The organism is Roseibium sp. RKSG952 (assembly GCF_009711355.1).
This window is the reverse complement of the sequence record NZ_SMMF01000915.1, coordinates 13,892-37,605: the sequence shown is the minus strand read 5'-3', so window position 1 is coordinate 37,605 and position 23,714 is coordinate 13,892. Positions and strand designations below refer to the sequence as shown.

The 23,714-nt window shown below is 56.9% G+C and carries 25 protein-coding genes; 14 read left to right on the top strand and 11 right to left on the bottom strand.

Annotated features, from left to right (window positions below):
• Nucleotides 1–29 precede the first annotated feature (29 nt).
• The 7 genes from E1297_RS19930 to motA are packed head-to-tail and all read right to left on the bottom strand — an operon-like array spanning nucleotide 30 to nucleotide 5,511.
• On the bottom strand, nucleotides 30–488 hold the full coding sequence (locus E1297_RS19930) for a hypothetical protein (RefSeq protein ID WP_155141509.1): 459 nt from the start codon (nucleotides 486–488) through the stop codon (nucleotides 30–32).
• Between the two features lie 24 nt (nucleotides 489–512).
• Entirely contained in the window at nucleotides 513–1,589 is a 1,077-nt protein-coding gene (flhB, locus tag E1297_RS19925; protein WP_155141507.1) for a flagellar biosynthesis protein FlhB, read from the bottom strand.
• 59 nt (nucleotides 1,590–1,648) lie between these two features.
• Complete coding sequence (locus E1297_RS19920) at nucleotides 1,649–2,689, bottom strand: flagellar motor switch protein FliG (protein ID WP_155141504.1); 1,041 nt, start codon at nucleotides 2,687–2,689, stop codon at nucleotides 1,649–1,651.
• Between the two features lie 17 nt (nucleotides 2,690–2,706).
• Nucleotides 2,707–3,120 carry a flagellar motor switch protein FliN gene (gene fliN / locus E1297_RS19915; RefSeq protein ID WP_155141502.1) on the bottom strand — a complete coding sequence of 138 codons (414 nt, stop codon included), beginning with the start codon at nucleotides 3,118–3,120 and terminating at the stop codon, nucleotides 2,707–2,709.
• Nucleotides 3,120–3,668: a hypothetical protein gene (locus E1297_RS19910; RefSeq protein WP_155141500.1), complete on the bottom strand. Its 549-nt coding sequence runs from the start codon at nucleotides 3,666–3,668 to the stop codon at nucleotides 3,120–3,122. The genes fliN and E1297_RS19910 overlap by 1 nt, the downstream gene beginning before the upstream one ends.
• Nucleotides 3,649–4,605 (bottom strand): flagellar motor switch protein FliM, encoded by a 957-nt coding sequence (locus E1297_RS19905; protein WP_155141498.1) that lies wholly within the window; start codon nucleotides 4,603–4,605, stop codon nucleotides 3,649–3,651. Before E1297_RS19905 ends, E1297_RS19910 begins: the two co-directional genes overlap by 20 nt.
• Before the next feature lie 3 nt (nucleotides 4,606–4,608).
• Nucleotides 4,609–5,511, bottom strand: a complete 903-nt coding sequence (gene motA / locus E1297_RS19900; RefSeq protein WP_368669620.1) for a flagellar motor stator protein MotA — start codon at nucleotides 5,509–5,511, stop codon at nucleotides 4,609–4,611.
• 196 nt (nucleotides 5,512–5,707) lie between these two features.
• Here motA and E1297_RS19895 point away from each other — a divergent pair, with 196 nt between their 5' ends.
• The 13 genes from E1297_RS19895 to paaZ all read left to right on the top strand — a co-directional run bounded on the left by E1297_RS19895 (nucleotide 5,708) and on the right by paaZ (nucleotide 18,008).
• Entirely contained in the window at nucleotides 5,708–6,496 is a 789-nt protein-coding gene (locus E1297_RS19895) for a DUF1217 domain-containing protein (protein ID WP_155141496.1), read from the top strand.
• Nucleotides 6,497–6,502: 6 nt separating this feature from the next.
• Nucleotides 6,503–7,231 carry a flagellar basal-body rod protein FlgF gene (gene flgF, locus E1297_RS19890; protein ID WP_155141494.1) on the top strand — a complete coding sequence of 243 codons (729 nt, stop codon included), beginning with the start codon at nucleotides 6,503–6,505 and terminating at the stop codon, nucleotides 7,229–7,231.
• Nucleotides 7,228–7,965 carry a hypothetical protein gene (locus tag E1297_RS19885; RefSeq protein WP_155141492.1) on the top strand — a complete coding sequence of 246 codons (738 nt, stop codon included), beginning with the start codon at nucleotides 7,228–7,230 and terminating at the stop codon, nucleotides 7,963–7,965. The genes flgF and E1297_RS19885 overlap by 4 nt, the downstream gene beginning before the upstream one ends.
• Nucleotides 7,934–9,274: a FliI/YscN family ATPase gene (locus tag E1297_RS19880; protein WP_155141490.1), complete on the top strand. Its 1,341-nt coding sequence runs from the start codon at nucleotides 7,934–7,936 to the stop codon at nucleotides 9,272–9,274. Before E1297_RS19885 ends, E1297_RS19880 begins: the two co-directional genes overlap by 32 nt.
• 409 nt (nucleotides 9,275–9,683) lie before the next feature.
• Entirely contained in the window at nucleotides 9,684–10,457 is a 774-nt protein-coding gene (locus E1297_RS19875) for a response regulator transcription factor (RefSeq protein WP_368669619.1), read from the top strand.
• Between the two features lie 118 nt (nucleotides 10,458–10,575).
• Nucleotides 10,576–11,427, top strand: a complete 852-nt coding sequence (locus E1297_RS19870; protein WP_155141486.1) for a PaaX family transcriptional regulator C-terminal domain-containing protein — start codon at nucleotides 10,576–10,578, stop codon at nucleotides 11,425–11,427.
• A 275-nt stretch (nucleotides 11,428–11,702) separates the two neighbouring features.
• On the top strand, nucleotides 11,703–12,689 hold the full coding sequence (gene paaA, locus E1297_RS19865; RefSeq protein WP_155141485.1) for a 1,2-phenylacetyl-CoA epoxidase subunit PaaA: 987 nt from the start codon (nucleotides 11,703–11,705) through the stop codon (nucleotides 12,687–12,689).
• Between the two features lie 4 nt (nucleotides 12,690–12,693).
• Nucleotides 12,694–13,158, top strand: a complete 465-nt coding sequence (locus E1297_RS19860; protein ID WP_209015881.1) for a DUF3291 domain-containing protein — start codon at nucleotides 12,694–12,696, stop codon at nucleotides 13,156–13,158.
• 11 nt (nucleotides 13,159–13,169) lie between these two features.
• Nucleotides 13,170–13,454 carry a 1,2-phenylacetyl-CoA epoxidase subunit PaaB gene (gene paaB, locus E1297_RS19855; protein WP_155141481.1) on the top strand — a complete coding sequence of 95 codons (285 nt, stop codon included), beginning with the start codon at nucleotides 13,170–13,172 and terminating at the stop codon, nucleotides 13,452–13,454.
• On the top strand, nucleotides 13,454–14,230 hold the full coding sequence (gene paaC, locus E1297_RS19850; RefSeq protein ID WP_155141479.1) for a 1,2-phenylacetyl-CoA epoxidase subunit PaaC: 777 nt from the start codon (nucleotides 13,454–13,456) through the stop codon (nucleotides 14,228–14,230). Before paaB ends, paaC begins: the two co-directional genes overlap by 1 nt.
• A 4-nt stretch (nucleotides 14,231–14,234) precedes the next feature.
• Nucleotides 14,235–14,747, top strand: coding sequence for a 1,2-phenylacetyl-CoA epoxidase subunit PaaD (paaD, locus tag E1297_RS19845; protein WP_155141477.1), 513 nt, complete (start codon nucleotides 14,235–14,237; stop codon nucleotides 14,745–14,747).
• A 27-nt stretch (nucleotides 14,748–14,774) separates the two neighbouring features.
• Nucleotides 14,775–15,851, top strand: a complete 1,077-nt coding sequence (paaE, locus tag E1297_RS19840; protein WP_155141475.1) for a 1,2-phenylacetyl-CoA epoxidase subunit PaaE — start codon at nucleotides 14,775–14,777, stop codon at nucleotides 15,849–15,851.
• A gap of 81 nt (nucleotides 15,852–15,932) precedes the next feature.
• Nucleotides 15,933–18,008, top strand: a complete 2,076-nt coding sequence (paaZ, locus tag E1297_RS19835; protein ID WP_155141473.1) for a phenylacetic acid degradation bifunctional protein PaaZ — start codon at nucleotides 15,933–15,935, stop codon at nucleotides 18,006–18,008.
• Between the two features lie 121 nt (nucleotides 18,009–18,129).
• On the opposite strand, the gene E1297_RS19830 is transcribed toward paaZ, so the two are convergent.
• The 4 genes from E1297_RS19830 to paaG are packed head-to-tail and all read right to left on the bottom strand — an operon-like array spanning nucleotide 18,130 to nucleotide 21,373.
• Nucleotides 18,130–18,732: a TetR/AcrR family transcriptional regulator gene (locus E1297_RS19830; protein ID WP_155141471.1), complete on the bottom strand. Its 603-nt coding sequence runs from the start codon at nucleotides 18,730–18,732 to the stop codon at nucleotides 18,130–18,132.
• A 54-nt stretch (nucleotides 18,733–18,786) separates the two neighbouring features.
• On the bottom strand, nucleotides 18,787–20,100 hold the full coding sequence (paaK, locus tag E1297_RS19825) for a phenylacetate--CoA ligase PaaK (RefSeq protein WP_155141469.1): 1,314 nt from the start codon (nucleotides 20,098–20,100) through the stop codon (nucleotides 18,787–18,789).
• 29 nt (nucleotides 20,101–20,129) lie between these two features.
• Complete coding sequence (gene paaI / locus E1297_RS19820; RefSeq protein ID WP_196223368.1) at nucleotides 20,130–20,573, bottom strand: hydroxyphenylacetyl-CoA thioesterase PaaI; 444 nt, start codon at nucleotides 20,571–20,573, stop codon at nucleotides 20,130–20,132.
• A gap of 5 nt (nucleotides 20,574–20,578) precedes the next feature.
• Nucleotides 20,579–21,373, bottom strand: coding sequence for a 2-(1,2-epoxy-1,2-dihydrophenyl)acetyl-CoA isomerase PaaG (paaG, locus tag E1297_RS19815; RefSeq protein ID WP_155141465.1), 795 nt, complete (start codon nucleotides 21,371–21,373; stop codon nucleotides 20,579–20,581).
• Between the two features lie 212 nt (nucleotides 21,374–21,585).
• Here paaG and E1297_RS19810 point away from each other — a divergent pair, with 212 nt between their 5' ends.
• Nucleotides 21,586–23,691 carry a 3-hydroxyacyl-CoA dehydrogenase NAD-binding domain-containing protein gene (locus E1297_RS19810; RefSeq protein WP_368669623.1) on the top strand — a complete coding sequence of 702 codons (2,106 nt, stop codon included), beginning with the start codon at nucleotides 21,586–21,588 and terminating at the stop codon, nucleotides 23,689–23,691.
• Nucleotides 23,692–23,714 lie beyond the last annotated feature (23 nt).

Below are 23,714 nucleotides of genomic sequence, written 5' to 3'. Positions count from 1 at the left end.
CGGAGCTGCCCACTTCCGGCAAGTGGAATTCACGAATCGGAAGGTGCTCGGGCATCTTCCAATGCATCGACCAGCCTGCGGATAGTTTCATCCTCATCCTTGGTGGAATTGGTCATTTCGATGCAGGACACGTTGATTGCGTTTTCCGGATTGGCCAGGATGAGCGTGAAGTAAATCCATACGCCGTGATGGTAGAATTCCAGATCAAGAGAAATAGTTGGGGGCCGGTCCCAGTCCACATCGACACTCGCGGCCATTCCATACCGCAGCGTATCCTGTTTGAAATAAAGTTCTGATGAGGATTTTACGAGATCGGATATGTTTGCGTGATGGTCTGTACGTATGTATGCGATCAGATCTTCGACATCAATCAGCTTCAGTTCGTTGATGACATCTTTCAGAGCGCGCGCGATTGCTTTCTTTTGCTGTTCTTTCAAACTTCGTTTTTTGGAGGTCGACCTGTCGTCCTCGCTCGACTGATCCTGCATGCGCACGGTCCCTAGGGCATCGAGTTATGTAGTACTGCTCGAGTTTCGCGAGTATACGTAACAGATAATCTCGGCAACGGCGCGGTAAAACTGTGGCGGAATCATGCGGTCGAGTTCTGTCGCTGCATAAAGCGAGCGGGCCAGATCCCGGTCTTCGATCACCGGAACCCCATTTTCTTCGGCGATTTGCCGGATTTTAAGTGCAATGAGGTCCTGGCCCTTCGCAACAACCACAGGCGCGGCTGTTTTCTCTGTTTCGTACCGCAGAGCGACTGCAAAATGGGTCGGATTTGCCACGATCAGAGTTGCGTCCGGAACGGCCGCCATCATCCGGTTACGGGCGCGATCGCGGGCGAGTGACCGCTGGCGTGCCTTGACGATCGGATCGCCTTCCATCTGCTTGTGCTCGTCCTTGATTTCCTGCTTGGTCATGCGCAGGTTTTGACGCCAGTGCATTCTGGACCACAGGATATCGACCGCAACGAGAACGATTGTCACGATGCAGACGCCGCCGACGAGCTTCATCGAAATCTGGAGTATGGTTTCGGGCAGGGCGCTCGGATCGGTGAACATGGCGCTTATAAGCTCGGCTTCGCTCGACTGAAACTGGATGAACGCGACAATTGAGACCGCGCTGAATTTGAACAGGGCCTTGAGGAACTCAACAAGCCCCTGTACTCCGAAAATCCGCTTCCAGCCTTTGAGCACGGAGAGCTTCGAAAGATCCGGCTTGATGCGATTTGCAACAAGCCTTGGTTTGTTTTGCATGAATGCGGCTGTGAGCCCGGCCACGGCCAGGGTGACAACAATGGGGGCGAGAAAGAGGCCGACGTCGAGTGCCAGGACATGGGTAAGAAGAATTGCGTCAGCGCCATTGCCAAGTACGAAGCCTCCCGCATTGTCGACCAAGTGCATCAAGCTGGAACTGAGCCGGGATGCGCCTGTGCTGATCATGAAAACTCCGATCAGCAGAACGGCCACGAACGACGCGAGAACAGGCGCTTCTTTGGAAGTCGGGGTGTTTCCCTTCTCCAAGGCATCCTGGATCTTTTTCTCGGTCGGCTCCTCCGTTTTGGAATCTTTATCTTGATCGTCTGACATCTGGGCGCCCGGTCCGGTGTTTTCCCGGCCGGACCATCAGTCCGGCCGGGAAACTGCTGTTAGTTGAAGTAGGCGCCTTCGTCCTGTTTCGTGTTCAATTCGATCTCGCCCCGACCGGCCATTTCAAGCGCAAGATTTGTAATCGTGCTGCGTGCCTGAAGGACATCGCGTTGTGCTGCAGGCTGCCCGGCGTTGAGTTCGTGTTCGCAGATCCTGCGTGCGCGGGCCGTGAGAGACGACAGGATGACTTCCCGGAACCGGCCGTCCGTGCCCTTGAGCGCCATAACGATCTGATCTGTCGGGATCTGATCGAAGATCGCCATCCGGGTACGCGGGTTGAGCTTGACGATATCGTCGAACGTGAAGAGAAGACCCTTGAGCATTTCAGCTGTCTTCGGCCGCACCTCGTTGAGATTGTCGAGCGCCTCTTCCATATGATCCCGGTCCATCTTGTTCAGGATGTCTGCCATGCGAGCGTAAGAATCGGCTTCCCGGGTCCCGGAAAGATTGAGCATGAAATCCTCATGCATGGTCTTTTCGACCTCACGCATGATTTCCGGTACGACCGCCTTGATCGTGAGCATCCGGCGGACCAGCTGATTGCGAAGGGGAGGATTGATCTGACCCAACACCTTGGCTGCAGCCGCGGGCTTGATCTTGGTGAGGATAAGCGCCGCCGTTTGCGGGTGCTCGTTCATCAGGTAGTTGGCGAAAACCGTTTCGGAAACAGTCGCCAGGCGGTCCCAGATCGAACGGTTGGAGTTGCCCAGGACATCGGACATGATGTCGGAAAGCTGATCTTCCGGCAAAACACCGTTCAGCATTTTCTCGACCTCGTTGGCCGTACCGAAAAGCGAGGTTCCGCTGGAAAATTGCTCGATAAACTCTTCAGCCAATCGGTCCAGTTCTTCAGCCGCCACGGTCCCGAGCTGAGCCGCGCTGACGGTAATGGCGCGAATTTCCTCCTGGTCGAAGTGCTTGAGCAGCCGGCTTGAGCTTGTTTTGCCCAAGCACAACAACAGCGCGGCAACTTTCTCCACACCCTTTAGAGGTTTGGCCGGAAGTGTTGGCGGCGACGAAATAGAGGCTGATATGCTCATGACCCGTGTCCCAAACCTTATGCGTCAATCGGGCCGCTTTGCGGGCTTATGATCTCGGTGAGAGAGACACCGAAGCGGGAGTTGTCATCTTCAACGACAACCACCTCACCACGTGCGATCACCCGTCCGTTCACGACGATATCGATCGGTTCGCCGACGCGATGATTGAGCGGAATCACAGCGCCCCGGCCAAGCTTCAAAAGGTTTGAAACCAGCATTGTTGCCGAACCGAGCACAACCTGAATATTAACGGGGATACCAAGGATCGTGTCAAGGTTGCGTTCGTCGCCGAGAAGGTCAGAAGCAGGCTGCGCATCCTCTGACGGGTTTTGTGTCTCTACCTTGGCGAAATTCGCTTGCGCCGCCGGATTGGCATTGTGCTGCCCCTGGTCCGTGGCCTTGTCGATAACGATATCTTCGTTGTCACTCATCAAAGATCTTCCTTGTGGTTCAATGAAACCGATCGGAACGGGCTTCCTGAGGCCTCGTCAATCCGGTGAATGCGGGTCGGCTTTTTAGAAAGTGCGGTCTCTGGCTGGTCGGAAGCTTGCGTTTCCGCGGTATTCACAAGTCCGGAAGACAATGTGTGCCCGGAGTTCGGGGCAGGGCGGACTTCCGGATCATTGAACCTTTCAGGAACACTGAGATGTGCTGCGGCCCGCGAAATTTCCTTCAGCTCGGCTTTCAGAATTGCCTGTTGCCGCTTTGCCTCACGCATCACGGTGTCGATTTCGGCAATGAGTTCCCGGGCATCGTCCATACGGGACCCGAGAGCATTCAGCAGCTGTGAACTCCGGACATTGATCTCCTGAACCGAGACCTCAATCCCGTCGAGAGCGAGAGAGGTTTGATCAAAAATCCGCTTGTAGTCTTCATGATAGGATCCGAGCCGCTTGAGCTCCCGGTACATGGAGATCATCCTGATTGTCGTGACAATCAGTGCCAGTAGCAAAACGCCGTCAACGATTGCGGAGGTCATCAAGCAGATCCTTTTCTTCGTGGATCAGGTCTTCGATCTGGAGTGTGTAGGAACCGTCCAATTGGCCCAACTGACAGGTAAAGACCGGCTGATGGTTGCAGGACAGAGTGACCGGTGTCCGGGAAGTGGCCTGTAACTCAATTACCTGTCCGACTTGCAGGTTCGATATCTCGTCCAGTGTGAGTTCCCGCTCTTCCAGAATGGCTTCAAGTTTGACTTCCGTCTTCTGGATCTCGTGATGGAAGTGTTGTGTCCATTGCCGGTCCCGGTTCGTCATCTCGCCCGACAGGACCTGTGACAGTCTTTGACGCAACGGATTCAGGGTCGCGTGGGGCATGATCACGAAAACCTCGCCGCCGCGGCCGATGGCCTGCAGCAACAAACGTCCGATCACGGCGGGGTTGTTGCGCCGGCCGATGATGGCAAAGTCCATTCGGCTTTCGATACGTTCAATCTTGAAAGATGTTTTCGAAATTGGTTCGAAAGATTCTTCCAGGGCCTTGGCTGCGACTTCGAAGACGATGCGCGCGATTCTCGTCTCGATGTTCGAGAATGTCCGTTCCTCGTCAATCGGAGGTTCGGTTCCGTCCGCGCCCAGCAAGACGTCTGCAAGCGTGAAGATGAAATCGCGATCGAAGCCGATCAACACTCGGGCATCCCATTCGGGCGAATAGAGAACAGCAACAAGGGCGTTTGCTTCGTAGTCGTCGAGAACGTCGCCTATCCTGCTGTTTTCGACATAACTCACGGAGATATAGGAGGGCGACGCCGATTTTTGCCGCATGGAATCTGCCATGACGCGCGCCATCCGGTCGAAAACCACGGGCAGCATCGGGAGGCGGTCAACCGAAATGCCGGCTGCATCCAGAAGGCGGTCGGCGATCATGGCCCGTTCAGAGCTTGTGCCGGCGGTGAAGGCGGAAAGTGCTTCAAACATGGCTTAGGCAGCTCCCCGGTTTTGAAGTTCCTGAACATTGTCGGCGGCAACACCGCTTGTGTTCATTGTTTCGCTTTCGACCTCGTCAATGGTCGGGCGGTCATGCTCGGAGATGGTTTTGCGGCCATGTTCCAGAGCGATTTGCGGGGCTGCGCCATTCATGAAGGCGAGCAGCGTTTGCTTGACCGCGATGTATGGCCGAAGGCGCTTTTCCCGCACGGATTTGATCTTTTGTGCAAGCGGTCCGACGATCGCATATGAACTGAAAATGCCGATAAATGTTCCGACGAGTGCGGCGCCGATCAGGGAACCGAGAATCTGGGGGGATTGATCGATAGCGCCCATCGCCTTGATAACACCGAGAACGGCGGCGACGATGCCGATCGCAGGAAGAGCTTCGGCCAGAACCGAAAGGGCACCGAAAGGCTTCATCTGATCCCGATGGATGGTGTGTAGTTCTTCATCCACCAAAGCCTCGATTTCGTGTGCCCTGGCGTTCCCGACGATGATCAGCCGGAAATAGTCACAAATGAATGTGGTCAGCCGCGGGTTGTCGAGAATTCCGGGGAAGTTCTGGAAAATTGCCGAGCTGCGGGGATCTTCGATATGCGGTTCGACTTCGTTTCTGCCCTTGGCCCGCAATTCGCGCATCAAACCGTAGAGAAGCGCCAGGACATCCAGATAGTCGCGCTTTTTGGGAACTGCGCCACGCAGGGCTTCTCCTATGGCACGGGCGGTATCAAGGATGGACTTGAACGGGTTGGCGACAACGTAAGCGCCGAAGCCGATGCCGAGGATGATGACCAGCTCCCAGGGCTGCCAGAGCACAGAAACCTTGCCGCCGAGCGCTGCAAATCCGCCTATGAGAGAGATGCTTACGATTATAAGGCCAACGATAATTGTCACCTTGCAGCTCCTGGATGGTGCGTTTGAACTTTTGTTTGGGCGACGCTAATCGGCGAGACTTGCCCGAAGCTGTTCGGTCGCTGGCATTGGAGGCGGTCAGCCCGGCGCAAGGTGATGAGCTGATGCTATTCGTAAATTTCTGTCGCTGGAATGCGGCTGCTTCAGTCTTCAGCCGATAAGGAAAGGTTGGTTATCAATGCTGAGTACACTAGCGCAATATCAGCTGGTCACGAACAATATCGACCGGTCCCTGAAAATTGTCGGGGCAGATCCGACTGTTGAACGGCAAAGCGAGTACTATCTCGAAAATATCGAAAACATCAAATCCATCGACGAGTTTTTGGCCGACGACAGGGTGTATTCGTATGCAATGAAGGCAATGGGTCTTGAGGATATGATCTATGCCAAGGCTTTCATGCGGAAGGTCCTGGAGGAGGGAGTGGATATATCCGACAGTTTCGCGAACAACCTAACCGATCAGCGGTACAAGGAATTCGCCGAAGTTTTCAATTTTGCGCGTAATGGTGAAGCGACGACCATTTTCGAGAAAACCCGGCAGCCCGTGGTTGATAACTTCATGCGACAGACATTGGAGGAGAGTGAGGGTGCTCAGAATGAGGGTGTGAGACTCGCTCTCTACTTTGAGCGTAAAGCGCCTGAGATTACAAACGTTTACGAGCTTCTTGCGGATCGTGCTCTAGCTGAAACCGTTTACACGGCGCTGGGGGTCCCGGATGAGTTCGCAATGTCGGACATTGACAAGCAGGCTGCCTTTATTGAGGAGCGGGTAGATGTCGAGCAATTGACCGACCCTGACTATCTCAGCCGTTTGCTTGAGAGATTTTCGGCGCTGTATGATTTGAAATATGGGTCGCCAGCAGCATCGCTGACACCATCGTTGATGGTTGCAGGCAGCGCGGGTGGTGTCATCGGTATAGGTGAGAATCTCCTGTCAAGTATCCAGAACCTCAAACTCGGAGGGTGAGGCGTCATGCAGTCTGCTCTTTATGTTGCGCTGTCTGCGCAAGTCGCCCTTTCGAACCGGCTTGAGACTGTTTCGCGAAATGTTGCGAACATGAACACAGCCGGTTACCGGGCTGACGAGATCAATTTCGCCGAACTTGTTTCGCAGGCCGGGCAGCAGAAGGTGAGCTATGCGTCGGCGGGAGAGGTTTTCATTTCGCGTCAGGCTGGGAGCATAACGAAGACGGACAATCCGTTGGATCTTGCTATCGAGGGCGATGGCTGGTTTGCAATTCGCGCGGGCGAGGGGCTGGCTTATACGCGCGACGGGCGTTTGCGCTTGGATGAAAACGGCGTGCTCGAAACCGTGAATGGATACGAGATTCTCGATAATGGCGGACTGCCGATCCAAATAGACCCCGAGGGCGGTGCTGTCAGGATTTCCCAAGCTGGCGAAGTGTTTCAAGGTGCCGACAACCTGATTGGGCAGATTGGGCTCTTTAGTATTCCCGAAAATGCAAAACTTGCACGGCTCGATAATTCCGCTGTCGTCCCGGACTTGCCGGCTGAACCCATTCAGATATTCACAACGGACGGTATCCGGCAGGGATATGTCGAAGGTGCGAACATCAATCCCGTTCGCGAGATGACCAAGCTGATCATGATTACCCGCGCTTTCGAAAGTGCTACCAAAATGATGGATGGCACTGGAGAAAGTCAGGAAAAGGCAATTCGTGAGCTCGGGAAAACATCATGACGGTGCTGCCGACGGATCTTTCGACCCGGCCACCGCTTGATCTGGCCGAAGTGGCGCGGCAGTCCGCAGCTGCGCATAAAGCAGAGCCCGGCCAAGTCGAAAGCACAGGCTTGTCGCGATTTGCTGACTTGGTTGATGTCCTTAATCCGCTTCAGCATATTCCGGTGATTTCGCATGTTTACCGGGCAATCACGAACGATCAGATTTCTGACGGTGCACGCTATGCCGGACACGCGCTCTATGGCGCAGCCTTTGGAGGCCCGATCGGAATGAGCGCGATGTTGGGGTATTCGCTTGGGCAGGATGCTGTTCAGCAGGTTGCTTTCGCGGGCTCCGCGCCGCCTTTACCCGAGAGCGGGCCAAGTGCAAGTGGCGGCACGCCGGTTGATCTCCAAAACCTCCTTCAAAAGGCCACTATAGCTGTTCCAGCCGCAAAGCCCGATACTGCGGTATTCCAGCGTACAAGCGATACGGTCCTCGGTGCGGATACGGGCAAGGCGACCGAGCGCTCTGAGGGTGGCGTTCGCGATATGATCCGGTTGCTGAGCGATGTTGGTGTGAAGCCCTCGGAAGCCGTCATTTCAGGGTCTGAAAGCGATACCGATCCGGAACCGATAAGTTCCGCTGAAAAACTGGAAGTTATTGCAGCGCATCATGCAAACCGTCTGCCGCTTGATGTCTTAAAGGCTCTGCAGGAACGACATGCCGACCGAATACATGCTGAACAGTCTTGACCGGCTTGCAATAACGCTGGAATCTGCCCGGAAGGAAATCGGCACGGTAAAAATCAGTGGCAGAGTCACGCAGGTTTCGGCTGATTCTGTACGGATTTCCGGATTGTCGAAAGCGGTTTGCCTTGGGGACCTCGTTGTTCTTCAGGGCCGCGACGCGCGTCGGCAAAGCGAGGTGATCCGTCTTGACCAACAGGATGTGATCGTTAAGCCGTTTGAGCGCAGCAACGACATCGGTATTGGTGCTGCGGCCGATCTGATGGGCGGCTTGGCCATTCACCCGGATGACAGCTGGAAAGGTCGGGTCATTTCCGCACTTGGGCGCCCGATGGATCGGCGCGGCAGTCTGCGTCCTGGTCCGGCGGCCTTCCTGCTTGACCGTGAGCCGCCGCATTCCATGGAGCGGGGACGCGTCGATACGCCTGTGCGCACAGGTGTGCGCGTGATCGATTTGTTTACGCCGATGTGTATCGGCCAGAGACTGGGGATTTTTGCCGGGTCTGGTGTCGGAAAGTCAACACTGCTCGGGATGCTGGCGGGGTTCGGGCAGTTCGATACGGTCGTGGTCGGATTGGTCGGCGAACGTGGACGGGAAGTCCGGGAATTCATCGATGACATCCTTGGCGAGGCGTTGACTAAAACCGTGGTTGTCGCGGCAACAGGAGACGAAAGCCCCATGATGCGGCGCCTGGCGCCGCGGACAGCAATGAGTGTTGCGGAGTACTTCCGCGATCGCGGCCAGTCGGTGCTGTTGATCCTTGATTCGGCAACCCGTTTTGCACATGCAGCACGTGATGTTGCAATGGCGGCAGGTGAGCCGCCGGTCGCCCGCGGATACACGCCTAGCGTGTTTTCCGATCTGGCCCGGCTGCTCGAACGCGCGGGTCCGGGATTGAGCGGGAAGGGCAACATTACCGCAATTGTCTCGGTCCTGGTTGATGGTGATGATCACAACGATCCGGTTTCCGACACCTTGCGCGGATTGCTGGATGGTCATGTGATTCTCAGTCGTGAAATTGCGGAAAACGGCCGTTATCCGCCAGTGGACGTTCTCAAATCAACCTCCCGGCTTGCAAACCGCGCCTGGACGGATGACCAAAAAGAGCTGATCCTCCGCCTCAAGGGGCTCATAGCCCGCTATGAAGATACTCTCGATCTCAGATTGATGGGGGGGTATCAGGCTGGCGCGGATGAGACCACCGACAAAGCTTGCCAATTGGTTCCAAAAATATATGAGAACCTGCGCCAGACTGCCAATTCGCGCGATCTGGGTGATCCGTTCATGGAGCTGGCGCGCGCACTTTACGCTTAACAATTTTACGACCGGTCATTGATTCGCTCATCGGCGAACCAATGACCGGCGCGCATTCGCTGCCTTGCAAATGACCCCGGTATGAACAGAGTTTTTTCTGTGGGTCAAATTTTTGCCAAATTGTTTCTAAGTGTAACAATTGTCCATAAAACCGTTAGGGATTATCGATAAGAAACTGACATAATTTACCATACATTTTATAATTATGTAATTATATAATAATATTAAGAGTTATTGAGAAATATAATAATAAAATTTCATAAATTCAATCTCAGGTTTTTGTACAGCGTGTTGTGCTCATGTGGTTCACCGCTTTTAACCGTCAGAACGGGTAGCCCGGTTTCTGCCGTTGACGTTCGCGGCATGCGCTTTTACTCAGTTGGTAACAACTACTGGCGGAGTGGGCACGGTGTTTGTAATCGTTGATGAAAGAGAAATTGTAACCTCTGGCTACGCATCTGCGTTCGAACGGGAGGGTTATGCATCTCTGGAGCTGCATCCGTCCGAAGTGCTGGACTGGTTGTCGATTGCGCCCGACAGCGACCTGCTTGCTGTAGAGGCGTTTGTCATAGGGGCCTGTGCGGAGCGGCTAAGCTTTCCGCACAATATCAGAAACAAGTGCCGGGAGGCTCAGATTTTGGCCTTGGAGGACAAGGCAACGCTTGAGACGACGCTGGAGTTGTTCGCTGCTGAAGTTGACGACGTTCTTCGCAAGCCTGTCCATGTCAAAGAAATCCTTGCGCGTGTAGGGGCACATCGCAGACGCAAGACATCGGGGCAAACGGCGGCCGACGAGGGGCATATACAGGTTTTCTTTGATGGCCGGGACCCCATGATTGCTGGCGAGGTTATGGCTCTGCCGCGCCGCGAACGGCGTATCCTTGAATATCTTGTCCGCAACAAGGGGCGGCGGGTTACTAAGACCCAGATTTTTAATGCGGTTTACGGTCTTATGAATGATGGTGTTGACGAGTGTGTGGTCGAAAGCCACATCTCCAAACTCCGGAAAAAGATGCGTCAACGCCTTGGATATGATCCGATCGAATCGACCCGTTACATCGGGTACATGCTGAAGTTGCCGTCGATGCAGGACGGCAACAAGCGGGATGCTTCTGAAGTTGTGCGTGCTGAGGCATCCGCGAACTGGGCACTTGCGAACGCAACCAGCAAAGAGCTGGTCTGAAGAAGGGTTCCAGTGTTCATCTTGAAGCGCTGGACCGCTCTGGCCGCGGGCGGCAAAGTGGCTCCATAAACGATTTGTATCGTTTGCTGTTTTGCAACGGTCTGGAGTGGGCCAGATAATGTGTGATGTGTTCGCTTCGGGGCTAACGTTATTCCGCCCTCGGGCGGCGGGGTTGGTCGTGACCGTTTATGGCGATGTCGCCCAGCCTCGCCAAGGCGTCTTGTGGATGGGCAATCTCATCCAGATTTGTGGCCGTTTCGGATTTTCCGAGACCAATGTCCGGACAGCTGTTTCGCGCCTTGTTGCAAACGGGCAGTTGGTTGGGGAGCGGGTCGGCCGAAAAAGCTATTACCGGCTGACCGACGATGCGGGCCGGGAATATCTGCAGGCCGCCCGACAGATCTTTTTATCAGAACCGCGCGCCGATAAATGGTGTTTTGTCGCTGCTAGCGATAAGCAGGATCGATGCTTGCAAGCCTTGGGGTTTGCCAGGTTGTCTGACACTCTTTGGGTGGGGCCGGACAAACCGGAGCAGCGGGTTCCGGGCAAGATCTGGAATGATGCTGCGCCGGGCGATCCGGTGGCGCTGCGCGAATTCTCTGAAAGGTGTTGGGATCTCGGTGAGATACGCAGCAGGTATGCCGAGTTTGTCCGGTGCTTTTGCACTCTTGGGGGCGCTGATCAGCCCATAGCGGGTTTGACTGCCGAAGAGAGCTTCACCCTCCGTCTTCTGCTGGTTCATGCGTGGCGGGGTGTGGTTTTGAAGGATCCGATGCTGCCATTGGAGGCGCTTGGGGCGGATTGGCCCGGCCATGAGGCCGAAGCCCTGTTTGCAAAAACCTACCTGCGGCTGTCGGATCAGGCGGATCACTATATTTGTCAGAAGCTTGAAGACATGGATGGTCCGTTGCACCGGCAATCTGCAAGTCTCAGCCGCCGCCAGAATAGCCTTCGCGCTATTTTGAGTTAAGAAGCTACCATTCCTGGCGCAGGCAAGTTGACGTTAAAAATGTCACTAAAAAAATTACAATTCGACTTTTTCTGTGACATGTTTTGGGGTATAAGTGACCGGTCGGTCGATGAATGCCATTGGCTGGGGAGCGGCCTTGCACGGCGTCCGATACCGGCGGCGCAGGTTGGGCCGGTCGGCCGGGCATGCTGGATTGCTGCGGCAAAGCATGACGATATGAAAGCGCTGGTTTGGCGGTTATACGGCCGCAGGAAGTGACACGAGGAGAAAGTGTCATGTACGCACAATTGGTGAAGTCGGAAGGTCTGAAAGCACGCGAAGAAATGTCCGGGGAGGAGCGGGCGTTTCAGGAGCGGATTGATCGCGGAGACAAGATCGAGCCCAAGGACTGGATGCCGGAAGGCTATCGCAAGACCCTGGTCCGGCAAATCGGGCAGCATGCCCATTCGGAAATCGTGGGACAGCTTCCGGAGGGCAACTGGATCACCCGCGCACCGACATTGGAACGCAAGGCCATTCTGCTGGCCAAGGTTCAGGACGAAGCCGGTCACGGGCTCTATCTCTATTGCGCAGCGGAAACTTTAGGTGTGAGCCGGGATGAGCTGGTCGAGAAGCTGCATTCAGGCCGGATGAAATACTCTTCGATCTTCAACTATCCGACACTGACATGGGCGGATATCGGTGCGGTTGGATGGCTCGTCGATGGGGCGGCGATCATGAACCAGGTTCCGCTTCAGCGCACCTCCTACGGCCCCTACAGCCGGGCCATGATCCGGATCTGCAAGGAAGAGAGTTTTCATCAGCGTCAGGGCTACGACATCATGATGAAAATGGCGTCCGGGACGGCAGACCAGAAAGCCATGGCGCAAGACGCCCTCAACAGGTTCTGGTACCCTTCACTGATGATGTTCGGGCCGTCGGACAAGGATTCCATCCATTCGGCCCAATCGATGGCCTGGAAAATCAAGATCAACACCAATGACGAGCTTCGTCAGAAATTCGTTGACCAGACGGTGCCGCAAGCGGACTACCTTGGTCTCACGATCCCGGATGATCAACTCAAGTGGAACGAGGAAAAGGGCGGGCATGACTTTTCCGAGCCGGACTGGACGGAGTTTTTCGAGGTCATCAAGGGCAATGGGCCTTGCAACAGGGAGCGGCTCGGGGCGCGGATCAAGGCTTGGGACGATGGTGCCTGGTTCCGTGACGGATTGATGGCGCATGCCGAAAAGCGCAGGGCCATGAATACAGCGGCGGAGTAGGATGATGGACGGGTATCATGTCGCCCAGCTGAATGTCTCCCGGCCGAAATACGACCTGAGCGATCCCCGATTTTTTGATTTCTTCCAATATGTCAACCGGGTCAACGCCGCAGCCGATCGTTCTCCCGGGTTCGTCTGGCGTCATATTGATGCCGATGCAGAGCCGGGCTACGCCAGTGTGTTTCCTTATCCCGATGTCATTGCGAATCTATCGGTTTGGGAGACCGTGGCCGATCTCGAGGACTTTGTTTTCAAAACGGTTCACAAACGGGTTCTTGTCAGGGGCGGTGAGTGGTTTTCAGCCAAAGCTGCCGGCCATTCGGTCATGTGGCGGGTGGCAAAAGGTCAATTGCCAACATTCGGGGAAGCTGCGGCAAGACTGGAACATCTCAACATGCATGGGGCGAGTGAGTTCGCTTTTGACTGGGACCATGCCAGGCAAATGAACGCGAACCGTCAGGTCATCTGAAGGAGAGACGCATGTCGCAGGAATGGCCGCTTTGGGAGGTGTTTATCCGGGGGCAACATGGCCTCAATCACCGGCATGTGGGCAGTCTGCACGCACCTGATGCGGAAATGGCGCTCAAGAATGCCCGGGATGTCTACACCCGGCGGAATGAGGGCGTGTCGATCTGGGTGGTGGAATCCAGACACATCACCGCCTCGGCGCCGTCCGACAAGGGGCCTCTGTTCGAGCCGTCCAACTCCAAGGTGTACCGGCATCCGACCTTCTTCGACATTCCCGAAGACGTGGGGCACATGTGATGACGGTCGCGGTCGAGATGGATGTTCAGGCGGCCCTGTTTGAGTGGCTGCTTCGCATGGGGGACAATACACTCGTTCTCGGGCACCGCGTGTCCGAGTGGTGCGGGCACGCCCCGGTCCTGGAAGAGGATATCGCGCTTGCCAACACCGCGCTCGACCTGATCGGGCAGACGCGAGTTTGGCTGGGTCTGGCTGCGGAAGTTGAAGGGCAGGGACGAAGTGCCGACGATCTAGCCTATTTGCGCGATGCGTCCGGATTTCGAAATGTCTTGCTGGTCGAACGGCCCAACGGCGATTTCGGGCAGACCCTGATGCGTCAATTCCTGTTTGATGCCTGGCATCTTCAGATGCTCGAAGTGCTTGCGGCGTCCACCGAGGGGCGCATCACCGAAATCGCGGCAAAAGCCCGCAAGGAAGTGGCCTATCATCTGGAGCGGTCCGCAGATCTTGTGATCCGTCTGGGTGATGGATCGGCCGAAAGCCATCGCCGGATGCAGTCCGCTCTCGATGATCAATGGTGCTACACGGGCGAGTTCTTCATCGGCGATGCGGCCGACAGGCTTCTGGCGGACAAAGGCATCGCGCCCCATCCCGAAAGCCTGAAAGAAAGCTGGATTGAAACAGTCAGCGAGGTCCTGCACGTTGCGACCTTGGATATTCCCGACAATAGCTATGCGCAGAAAGGCGGCAAGCAGGGCATCCACACCGAACATCTCGGATACATCCTCGCCGAAATGCAGTTTCTTCAGCGCGCCTATCCCGGCGCGGTCTGGTGAGATCATGTTTGCACCCACCAGCACCATATGGTCATGGCTCGAGGAGGTTCCCGACCCGGAAATTCCGGCGATATCCCTGGTCGATCTCGGTGTTATCCGGCGGGTCAAATGGGATGGAAACACGCTTGTGGTCACGGTGACGCCGACCTATTCCGGTTGCCCGGCCACAAGTGTGATCAATCTCGACATCGAAACTGCCTTGCGCAGCCGCGGGGTCCAGGAGCTTCGATTGGAGCGGCAACTGTCCCCGCCCTGGACAACCGACTGGATCACTGCGGAAGGGCGCAACAAGCTGAGGGCCTACGGCATTGTCCCACCGATGCCGGGGACGTCAGCGAAAAGCCGGGCAGGTGGTTTGATAGGCCGCCTGTCCGGCTCTGGAGATATCAGAATTGAGTGTCCGCGTTGCGGGTCTGCGGATACTGAAAAGGTCAGCCAGTTCGGATCGACGCCCTGCAAGGCATCCTACCGCTGCAGGGCCTGTCTCGAACCGTTCGACTACTTCAAGTGCATATAACGGCAGATCCTGCGGAGGACCGAGTTCATGGCGCGTTTCCATCCCCTGGAAGTTACCGAGATACACAAGGAAACGCGTGATGCAGTCGTTGTCACATTGCGGCCAAAGGAGTGCGACCGCGCCCGGTTTGACTTCATTCAGGGCCAGTATCTGACGTTCCGAAAGGAATTTGACGGCGAGGAGTTGCGCCGGTCCTATTCGATTTGCGCGGGCAAGGATGACGGCATCCTGAGGGTTGGCATCAAGCGGGTGGACGGCGGCACATTTTCGACATGGGCAAACGAAGAGCTGAAACAGGGCGCTATCCTGGAAGCCATGCCGCCGATGGGCAACTTCCACACTGGCCTCGAGCCGTCAGAGAAAAGGCATTATGCCGCCTTTGCCGGCGGTTCGGGCATCACACCGGTCTTGTCAATCATCAAGACGGTTCTGGCCCGGGAGCCGAAATCGCAATTCACCCTCGTCTATGCCAATCGCCATGTCCGTTCGATCATGTTCCGCGAAGAACTGGAAGACCTGAAAAACCTGTATCTTGGCCGGATCAGCGTCATTCATGTGCTCGAAACCGAGGCGCAGGAGATCGATCTATTCACCGGGCGGATCGATGAGGCCAAGATGCGGATGCTGTTGTCGGGCTGGATCGATCCGCAATCCATCGATACCGCCTTCATCTGCGGGCCCGAACCGATGATGCTGACGATTGCCGGGAGCTTGCGGGAACACGGGTTGAAAGACGCTCAGATCAAGTTCGAACTGTTTGCCTCGGGCCAGCCGGGCAGGGCCAGGCAAAAGGCGCTCAGCAAGCATCAAACCGAACCGGGCGCTGTCACCGAGGTGACCGTGTCGCTGGACGGGACGGCCCGCAGCTTCCAGATGCCCCGGCAGGGGACCAGTTTGCTGGACGCTGCCTTGGACAATCAGCTTGACGTTCCCTACGCCTGCAAGGCGGGGGTGTGTTCGACATGCCGGGCCAGGGTGCTGGAAGGGGAAGTCGAGATGGCGGTGAACCATGCACTTGAAGACTATGAAGTGCGCCAGGGCTACGTGCTGTGCTGCCAATCGACCCCGCTGACCGACAGGGTCGTTGTGTCCTACGACGAATAACCGGTTCGGACGAAGCGCGGATGATCAGGATCGGGCCTTGTCTGAAGGCCGGTCTCACACACGATAAAGGGACGTAGTGCGATGAGCCAGGGAAACAGCAGCCCCCGCCAGCTTGAGAGCTTTGTCAGTGGCGCCTGGAGGAAGGGCGGCGAGAACGGCAAGACACTCCTTAACGCGGCCACAGGAGCGCCGGTCGCCCTGATCGATTCAAGCGGACTGGATTTTGCCGGGGCGCTCAACTGGGGCCGCAGCGTTGGCGGGGCAAACCTTGGAAAATATTCCTTCCATGAACGCGCGGCCATGCTCAAGGCCTTGGCAAAGGCCTTGATGGCGCAAAGGGAAGAGTTCTATCAGGAGAGCCTTGCAACCGGCGCCACCCGCAAGGATGGATGGATCGATATCGAAGGCGGCATCGGGACGTTGTTCGCCTATTCCTCGAAAGCGCGCAGGGAACTGCCGAACACAAGGGTTCTGACCGATGGCGCGGTCGAGGCCTTGTCGGGCGATGACAGCTTTTCCGCCCAGCACATTTTCACGCCGCTGCGCGGGATAGCCGTGCACATCAACGCCTTCAACTTTCCGTGCTGGGGCATGCTGGAAAAAATCGCACCGTCCCTGATCGCCGGTGTGCCCTGTCTGGTGAAGCCGGCAAGCCAGACCGCTTATCTTACCGAACTGATGGTGCGGCGGATCCTGGAAACCGGGATCCTGCCGGATGGTGCCTTGCAGCTTGTGTCCGGGTCGGCCGGTGATCTTCTGGATCATCTGACCGGTCAGGACGTTCTGACCTTCACCGGATCTGCGGCGACCGGGCAAATGCTCAAGCAGCATCCGGTGGTGATCGGCAACACGGCGCGCTTTTCGATGGAAGCCGACAGTCTCAATGCATCGATCCTGGGCCCGGATGCAGGCCCCGGAGCCCCGGAGTTTGATCTGTTCATCAAGGAAGTGGCCCGGGAAATGACCGTGAAGGCGGGGCAGAAGTGCACTGCGATCCGCCGGGTGATCGTTCCCGGCGGGTTACAGGAGCCGGTCATTGAGGCCCTGAAAGCCCGCCTTGCCAAAACGGTCGTGGGGGATCCCGCCCAAGAAACCACGCGCATGGGACCGCTTGCATCTCTGGATCAGCGCAATGAAGTGAGAAACTGCATTCGCAAATTATCTCAAGGTGCTGAAATTGTTTTTGGAAATCCGGATGAATGCATCATCGAATCCGGGGATGCCGACAAAGGTGCATTTCTAAATCCGGTCCTGCTCCATGCGTCTGCTCCCAAGGAAGCCGCAGTGGTTCATGAAGTGGAAGCGTTTGGACCGGTTGCGACCGTCATGGCTTATGAGACGCCAGAGGACGCCGTTGACCTTGCACAGCGCGGCAAGGGATCGCTCGTGGCATCCGTTTTCACCAATGACCGTAGCGTAGCGGAAGACATTGTGCTAGGAATGGCGCCCTATCACGGCCGTATCCTGATCGGAAACCGGGAGAGTGCTGGGGCATCGACCGGCCATGGCTCGCCCTTGCCGAGCCTTGTTCATGGCGGACCCGGCCGGGCCGGTGGCGGTGAGGAACTCGGTGGCATGCGCAGCGTCAAGCATTACATGCAGCGCACCGCCGTTCAGGGCGATCCGGAGTTGCTTTCGGCTGTGACTGGCCGCTGGATGCCGGGTGCCAATCCCCATGCTGGCGGCATTCATCCGTTCCGCCAGTCGCTGGAAACGCTCCATGTCGGCGAACAGTTCACGACTGCCGCTCGTGAGGTGACGCTGGCCGATATCGAGCACTTCGCCGATTTTACCGGCGATACGTTTTACGCACATATGGATGAAGCTGCGGCCCGCGCGAACCCGTTTTTCAACGGGCGTGTGGCCCATGGCTATTTGATCCTGTCCTTTGCAGCCGGGCTTTTTGTCGATCCGGCACCGGGCCCGGTGCTTGCCAATTATGGCGTCGACAACCTGCGTTTTCTGACGCCAGTCAATCCGGGCGACTATTTGAAGGTCCGGCTCACCTGCAAGGAAATCAATCCGCGCATCAATGCCGACTACGGCGAGGTGCGCTGGGATGCCTCCGTCACCAATCAGGACAACGAGGTGGTCGCGCACTATGATGTACTGACCATGGTTGCCAAGGTCTGGCCGCAGATGATGGCGGCCGAATAACCGGCTGCCAGCCTTCCCTTGGTGATTGGTGGGCGGTCGTTTTCGGAAAAAAAACCACATGGACGGAGTTGGGATGTTGCCACTGCAGGCTTTGCCCAGAAGCGCGGCTCCGCCCGAGAAGTCAGTTCCGAACCGCATTGACCCCTTCAAGGATCAGGGTGGTTGCCACGTCGGCATAGTCCTGCCGGGACACCGGCCCGCCTTCGCGGAACCACATATAGACCCAGTTCAGCATGCCGAACAACGACATGGTCACAGGCATCAGCAGCGGTTTGGCGCCTGCCGTCAGGTTCGGGTTGATCTCGTCGATCAGGGCTGAAAACCGCCGAACGATCTGGCGTTCAAGAGCCTGGATATCGGACTTTTGGGCATCGCTCAGCAGGGGCCCCGCATTGAGCTGAACCTTGTGCTGGTTGTCCGCATCCCGATAGTTTTCAAGGACAGCCCGGACAAGGGCCTTCAGTCGGGCTTCCGGTTCGAGGGCGGGATCATCAGCGGCCGAGATATCTGCGTCGAGCTCTTCCAGATGGGTACGGATAATCTCGAAAATCAGCCCGTCCTTGTTCGGGTAATAGTGATAGAGCAGGGACTTTGAGACCCCGGACGCATTGGCGATGGCGGACATGGACGCCTTTTCCATGCCCTGTGCGGCAAAGACCGCAGCGGCCTTGATCAGGATGTTGCGTTGCTTGTCCTCAAAATCTTCGGCGCGTGTACGGGCCATCGGTCCTGTTCTTCCGGCTTCTGGAGCGTGTAATGTTCATTTTCGTGCATGGCTCTATTCGGCTTTGGGACGGTTGTCGACCACACGTTTTGCCTTTCCCTCGGACCGGGCCACGCCACCGGGGGCGGTCACATCGATCAGGGCTGTAATTCCGATCACACTCTTGATGTGATGCCCAAGCTCTGCCGCTGATGCCGTGCGCTGGTCCGCAGCGGCAGCCCGCCCGGTGCTCTCCACATGAACGGTCAGGTAATCCAGCCGGCCGTCGCGGGTCAGTTCGATCTGGAAGTGGGGGGTGAGGCCGCCGCATTTGAGGATCTGCTCCTCGATCTGGGTCGGAAACACGTTGACCCCGCGCAGGATGATCATGTCATCCGACCGGCCGGTGATCTTTTCGATCCGCCGCATCGAGCGGGCCGTTCCCGGCAGGATCCGGGTGAGGTCGCGGGTCCGGTAACGTACCATCGGCAGGGCTTCCTTGGTGAGCGTTGTGAGGACAAGTTCCCCCATCTCGCCGTCCGGCAAAACCTCTCCGGTTTCCGGGTCGATGATTTCCGGGTAGAAGTGGTCTTCCCACAGTGTCAGCCCGTCTTTGGTCTCGACGCATTCGTTCGCCACCCCGGGACCGAGCACTTCCGAGAGCCCGTAGATGTCGACCGCATGCATGTCGAAAGCCTGTTCGATCTCCCGGCGCATGGAATTGGTCCAGGGCTCCGCCCCGAAAATGCCGACCGAAATTGAACTTTCCCTTGGGTCCAGCCCCTGTTTGCGGAACTCGTCCAGAATGGACAGCATGTAGGACGGGGTGACCATGATGATTTTCGGCTTGAAGTCGGAAATCAGCGTGACCTGGCGTTCGGTCATGCCGCCGGACACCGGGATCACCGTACAGCCGAGCCGTTCGGCCCCGTAATGCGCGCCAAGCCCGCCGGTGAAAAGGCCATAGCCATAAGCAATGTGGATCATGTCGCCAGCCCTTCCGCCGGAAGCCCGGATCGAGCGCGCCACCAGATCAGCCCATGTGTCGACATCGTTCAAGGTGTAGCCCACGACCGTGGGCTTGCCGGTGGTTCCGGAGGAGGCGTGGACGCGTGCGAGCTTGTCACGCGGGACGGCAAACATGCCGAAGGGATACGTGTCCCGCAGGTGCTGCTTGGTTGTGAAAGGGAACCTTGCAAGATCCGGCAGCGTGGTCAGATCACCGGGGTGAACACCAACCGCATCAAATCTGGACCGGACAAATGGCGAATTTCCGTAGGCATGCGCCAGCGTCCATTTCAGGCGGGTGAGCTGCAAGGCGGTGATCTCGTCGCGCGAGGCGGTTTCGATCGGGTCGAGGTCTCCGGGACGCGGTGACAGGGTCAGCATCAGGCATTCCTCCCAAAATGTCTGCAGGATCAAACCGGCAAATGCGTGTCCTTTGTCGTGCGTGAATGTCCCCTGAATTCCGCAACCCGGTCTCCGTTCTGGTTGGTCACCCGGACATCGTAGATGCCGGAGCGGCCTTGACGGGACACCTCATGGGCCGTTGCCGTCAGCCGGTCGCCGACACGGCCCGGGATCAGGTAGGTGATCCCGCAGTGCTGCGCGACCGTGATCTGGTTGTAGGTGTTGCAGGCAAAGGCGAAGGCACTGTCGGCGAGCGTGAAGATATAGCCGCCGTGGCAGTTGCCGTGGCCATTCGCCATGTGCGCCGTGACTGTCATCGAAATGCGGGCCTCGCCCGGCGTGATGTAGTCCAGCATCATATCTAGGCCTTGCGAGGCATCGTCCGTTGACCACATGACACGTGCACAGGCCTCGGCAAGCTCCTGAGCCGACATTTTCGCAACCGGTTTCATATCGCTCATCGTCCCTTGAACTCCGCAGGCCGTTTTTCCAGGAAAGCCGCCACGCCTTCGGCATAGTCGCCGCTACGCCCGGCCTCGCGTTGATAATCGCGTTCCAGATCAAGTTGTTGGTCGAAGGTGTTTTCAGCGGCTGCCTGGATCGCGAGTTTTGTCATGCCAAGTCCACGCGTGGGGCCTGAGGCCAGCTTGCTTGCCAGAAGGTTTGCCTCCTCCATCAGGAGGTGATCGTCGACCACCTCCCAGATCAGGCCCCATTCAAGGGCTTTTTCCGCAGTCAGGGGCGTTGCCGTCATCGCCAGCGCTTTGGCGCGGGGTTCTCCCAGAATGCGGGGCAAGGACCATGTGCCACCGGAATCGGGTAGGAGACCGAGGCGGGAAAAGGCCTGGATGAATTTGGCCGAACGGGCAGCAAGAACAATATCGCAGGCCAACGCGATATTGGCGCCCGCACCCGCCGCAACACCATTGACCGCGCAGATGACAGGTTTTGCAAGAGTGCGGATCAGGCGCAGGGACGGATTGTAAAATGTCTCCAGCGTATGTCCAAGGTCCGGGGGCGGGGCGTCATCGCGCGGGTCCCGGTCTCCCAGATCCTGTCCGGCACAAAAGCCGCGTCCGGAGCCGGTCAGAAGAACGCATCTAATCAGGTCATTATCATGTGCTTCCTGCAAGGCGGTGCGGAAACCCAGATGCATGTCTTCGCTGAACGCGTTGAGCTTTTCGGGGCGGTTCAGGGTAATTGTCTGTACGCCTTCAGCTGCCTGGGTCAGTACTGCTTCCGTTTCCTGCATCAGATCCTCCCGCCGGCTTTCTTCCTTGCATTTCCTTCGTAAAAGACCAGCTTAAAAGCGTTGCATGGACCGAACGGTCAGTCAATCTTAAGAGCCTGATTTCTGAAGCGGCTATCCCTGCTTGGATTGTTGAAGTGACCCTCGGGTTGCGCAAGCTCGCAAAGGTCAGCGGCCGGGCCACGTGCGTGAACAACACCCGGCTTGCCACGGAAATGTCCAAGGCGAGCGGTAGTGTTGATCAATCGAAATTCATAATCTGGTTGAAAATAATGACTGTTCGCATTGAACGTAATGGGAAAATAGGAATTGTAACGGTCGGAAATCCTCCGGTGAATGCATTGTCTCGGTCAGTGCGTCAGGGGTTGTTGGATGCGGCGGAAGAATTTGACCGGGATCCGGACATCTCCATTGTTCTTCTGACATGCGCTGGACGGACCTTTATTGCCGGTGCGGACATCTCCGAGTTTGACCGGCCTCCCGTAGAGCCGCACTTGCCGGATGTTGTGCGGAGGATAGAAACAGCCGAGAAGCCCTGGATTGCCGCTATCCACGGAGCCGCTCTGGGAGGCGGGCTGGAGCTCGCGCTCGGATGTGCATGGCGCTTGGCAGCGGCCTCCGCCTCGCTCGGATTTCCGGAGGTCAACCTTGGTCTTGTTCCGGGAGCTGGTGGATGTGCCCGCGCGCCACGGCTCATTGGCGCAGAGCAGGCGCTTGAACTTGTTACAAGCGGGCGTCCGGTCTCGGCGCTCAAGGCGCGCGAACTCGGTCTTGTGGATGCAGTCGTTGAAGGCGATTTCAGAAAGGGTTTGCTGTCCTTTGCAAGGGCGAAACTCGACGAAAAACGGCCTATCATCTTGTCTGAGACATCTATTGAATATGTTGCTCCAATAGACTGGAATGCAAAGGAGAACTCGATCAAAAAGAAGGCGCGTGGTGCCATTGCGCCGTTACGTGCCCTTGAGTGCATCAAAGCAGCAGTAACGGTGCCGGTGAATGACGCCCTGGATATTGAGCGAGAGACCTTTCTGGAGCTTCGTGAATCGGCTCAAAGCCGTGCGCTCCGGCATGTATTCTTCGCTGAGCGGAATGCGCTGAAGCCGGATGATCTGAAGGGGGCCATCCAGAAGCCGGTCAAGACCGTCGGTGTCGTTGGTGCAGGAACCATGGGAACGGGTATTGCCTGTTGCCTTCGGGATGCAGGGTTTCAGGTGGTTTTGCTGGAACGAGACCGCGAAACACTTGATGCCGGGCTCAAGCATATCCAGTCGATCTACGAAGCAGCAGCAAAGCGTGGACGAATGACAGAAGCGGCGGTTTTGGCCCGCATGGCGGGTGTTCGTGGCGTGTTGTCTGCAGATGGCATGGCCGATACGGATCTGGTAATTGAAGCCGTGTTTGAGGACCTTGATTTAAAGCGTTCTATTTTCAAGGAAATATCGGATCATTGCCACGAAGACACGATCCTTGCCACTAATACGTCCTATCTTGATTCTGATTTGATATTCGAAGGCGTCACAAATCAGGACCGGACACTTGGGTTGCATTTCTGCAGTCCGGCGAATGTCATGAAACTGGTTGAAGTCGTGCCCACCCGGGGGACTTCCCGGAAAACCGCTGCCACCGGTTACGCTCTTGTCCGCGCGCTGCGGAAGATCCCCGTCCGGTCGGGCATCTGTGACGGCTTTATCGGCAACCGTCTCCTCAAGATCCTGCGTCTTCAGGCAGAGAAGCTTCTGCTGGCAGGAGCGAAAGCCTCTGAAATTGACAGTGCCATGAAGGCCTATGGTTTGGCCATGGGGCCTTTTGAAGCTCAGGACCTTGCTGGCCTCGATGTCGCGGCCATGCAACGCGCGGCTGCTCGTGAAAGACGTGAAACGGTTTTTGCTCCGATTTCCGACCGGCTGGTGGAAGAAGGCAGGCTGGGTCAGAAGTCTCGGGCAGGTTGGTACGACTATCCCGATGGGAGCCGCTTGCCCAATCCGTCAAATCATGTCCAGCAGATCGTGGCGGAAGAGCAGGCGAGGTGCGCAACTGGAACCCTGCCTGCCGGTCTGGCACTGGCCGAGGCAGTGATCTTGCCGATGGTGAATGAGGCGGCGCAAATTCTGGAGGAAGGCGTTGCGTCTTCTGCAAGCGATATCGATCTGGTGATGATCCACGGTTATGGGCACCCGCGGTGGCGGGGCGGCCTTTTGTTCGATGCGGAACAGAACGGGTTGGATGATACTGTTAGAAAGCTCGAAATACTGAATGCCGCGGGCCTTGCGGACGGGCCATGCGAACGCTTGAAAGCGGCGGCGAAAATGGGGCATTTCTGAGCCCTGCGACAGTTCGCCATATT

Excerpts from the sequence above, each read along its gene's own strand:
- paaK (WP_155141469.1), bottom strand. The coding sequence starts at position 20,100 with ATGCTGACCCTGTCACCGCGTCCCGGAGACCTCGACCCGATCGAAACC.
- E1297_RS19830 (WP_155141471.1), bottom strand. The coding sequence starts at position 18,732 with ATGGCCCGTACACGCGCCGAAGATTTTGAGGACAAGCAACGCAACATC.
- E1297_RS19885 (WP_155141492.1), top strand. The coding sequence starts at position 7,228 with ATGACGGTGCTGCCGACGGATCTTTCGACCCGGCCACCGCTTGATCTG.
- E1297_RS19905 (WP_155141498.1), bottom strand. The coding sequence starts at position 4,605 with ATGTTTGAAGCACTTTCCGCCTTCACCGCCGGCACAAGCTCTGAACGG.
- E1297_RS19920 (WP_155141504.1), bottom strand. The coding sequence starts at position 2,689 with ATGAGCATATCAGCCTCTATTTCGTCGCCGCCAACACTTCCGGCCAAA.
- paaI (WP_196223368.1), bottom strand. The coding sequence starts at position 20,573 with ATGAAACCGGTTGCGAAAATGTCGGCTCAGGAGCTTGCCGAGGCCTGT.
- paaZ (WP_155141473.1), top strand. The coding sequence starts at position 15,933 with ATGAGCCAGGGAAACAGCAGCCCCCGCCAGCTTGAGAGCTTTGTCAGT.
- E1297_RS19930 (WP_155141509.1), bottom strand. The coding sequence starts at position 488 with ATGCAGGATCAGTCGAGCGAGGACGACAGGTCGACCTCCAAAAAACGA.
- paaA (WP_155141485.1), top strand. The coding sequence starts at position 11,703 with ATGTACGCACAATTGGTGAAGTCGGAAGGTCTGAAAGCACGCGAAGAA.
- E1297_RS19910 (WP_155141500.1), bottom strand. The coding sequence starts at position 3,668 with ATGACCTCCGCAATCGTTGACGGCGTTTTGCTACTGGCACTGATTGTC.
- fliN (WP_155141502.1), bottom strand. The coding sequence starts at position 3,120 with ATGAGTGACAACGAAGATATCGTTATCGACAAGGCCACGGACCAGGGG.
- paaG (WP_155141465.1), bottom strand. The coding sequence starts at position 21,373 with ATGCAGGAAACGGAAGCAGTACTGACCCAGGCAGCTGAAGGCGTACAG.
- flhB (WP_155141507.1), bottom strand. The coding sequence starts at position 1,589 with ATGTCAGACGATCAAGATAAAGATTCCAAAACGGAGGAGCCGACCGAG.
- paaE (WP_155141475.1), top strand. The coding sequence starts at position 14,775 with ATGGCGCGTTTCCATCCCCTGGAAGTTACCGAGATACACAAGGAAACG.
- paaD (WP_155141477.1), top strand. The coding sequence starts at position 14,235 with ATGTTTGCACCCACCAGCACCATATGGTCATGGCTCGAGGAGGTTCCC.
- E1297_RS19895 (WP_155141496.1), top strand. The coding sequence starts at position 5,708 with ATGCTGAGTACACTAGCGCAATATCAGCTGGTCACGAACAATATCGAC.
- E1297_RS19870 (WP_155141486.1), top strand. The coding sequence starts at position 10,576 with ATGTGTGATGTGTTCGCTTCGGGGCTAACGTTATTCCGCCCTCGGGCG.
- E1297_RS19810 (WP_368669623.1), top strand. The coding sequence starts at position 21,586 with ATGTCCAAGGCGAGCGGTAGTGTTGATCAATCGAAATTCATAATCTGG.
- paaC (WP_155141479.1), top strand. The coding sequence starts at position 13,454 with ATGACGGTCGCGGTCGAGATGGATGTTCAGGCGGCCCTGTTTGAGTGG.
- paaB (WP_155141481.1), top strand. The coding sequence starts at position 13,170 with ATGTCGCAGGAATGGCCGCTTTGGGAGGTGTTTATCCGGGGGCAACAT.
- flgF (WP_155141494.1), top strand. The coding sequence starts at position 6,503 with ATGCAGTCTGCTCTTTATGTTGCGCTGTCTGCGCAAGTCGCCCTTTCG.
- E1297_RS19880 (WP_155141490.1), top strand. The coding sequence starts at position 7,934 with ATGCCGACCGAATACATGCTGAACAGTCTTGACCGGCTTGCAATAACG.
- E1297_RS19860 (WP_209015881.1), top strand. The coding sequence starts at position 12,694 with ATGGACGGGTATCATGTCGCCCAGCTGAATGTCTCCCGGCCGAAATAC.